This window comes from Variovorax sp. 01T439_2 (genome assembly GCF_056398445.1).
This window is the reverse complement of record NZ_JBFTPJ010001346.1, coordinates 1-1,056: the sequence shown is the minus strand read 5'-3', so window position 1 is coordinate 1,056 and position 1,056 is coordinate 1. Positions and strand designations below refer to the sequence as shown.

The 1,056-nt window shown below is 71.8% G+C and carries 2 protein-coding genes; both read left to right on the top strand.

Going from position 1 to position 1,056, the window contains the following annotated elements:
* A partial coding sequence (locus AC1DOC_RS34840) for a P1 family peptidase (protein ID WP_478131736.1) occupies positions 1–623 on the top strand: 623 nt, incomplete at its 5' end.
* Between the two features lie 19 nt (positions 624–642).
* Positions 643–1,056: M55 family metallopeptidase (locus tag AC1DOC_RS34835; protein WP_478131735.1), on the top strand; the 414-nt coding region annotated here is incomplete at its 3' end.

Below are 1,056 nucleotides of genomic sequence, written 5' to 3'. Positions count from 1 at the left end.
CTCTGCGCGCGCTCGAGAGCGCCGGCCCCGACTTCGCGCAGGGCTCGGTCGGCGCGGGGCGCGGCATGTCGAGCTTCCAGCTCAAGGGCGGCATCGGCAGCGCCTCGCGGCGCGTCTCGGCGCCCGCGGGCGAATTGCACACCGTGGGCACGCTGGTGCTCGCGAACTACGGGCGCCAGCCGCAGCTGGTGCTGGCCGGGCATCCGGTCGGCGAGCGGCTGGCCGCGCACGGCACGCGCGAATCCAGGGAGCCCGAGAAGGGCTCGATCATCATCGTCGTCGCCACCGATGCAGCGCTCGATGCGCGCCAGCTGCGCCGCCTCGCGCTGCGTGCGGGCGCGGGGCTGGCGCGCACCGGCTCGGTCTTCGGCCATGGCAGCGGCGACATCGTGCTGGCCTTCTCGACCGCCTACACCGTGCCCGACCGCGTCGATCGCCCGATGCCGACCATCGCCATGGTGCACGACGGGTTGCTCGACCGCCTCTTCCAGGCCGCGGCCGACAGCACCGAGCAGGCGATCCTGCACGCGCTCTGGCGCGCGACGGCCGTGACAGGCCGCGATGGCAATCACCGGGCAGCGCTGTCGGAACTGCTGCCGCCCTCTTCCCTTTCTTCTCTTTAGCGCAATCGCACTCCCTCCCATGAAAGTCCTGATCTCCACCGACATCGAAGGCGTTGCGGGCGTCTACCACCACGAGCAGGCGCGGCCCGGCAACCCCGAGTACGAACGCGCCCGCCTGCTGATGGCGCACGAGGCCAGCGCGGCCGTTGCCGGCGCCTTCGAGGCCGGCGCCACCGAGGTGCTGGTCAACGATTCGCACGGCGGCTTTCGCAACATGCCGCCCGACGTGCTCGATGCGCGCGCCCGCGTGGTGCAGGGCAAGCCGCGCTACCTGAGCATGGTGGCCGGCGTGGAGGAAGAAGGCGTGGACGCCGTCTGCATGGTGGGCTACCACTCGCGCGCGCAGGGACGCGGCATCCTCGCCCACACCATCAACAGCTTTGCCTTTGCCGGCATCCGGCTCGGCGAGCAGGAACTGGGCGAGGCCGGGCTC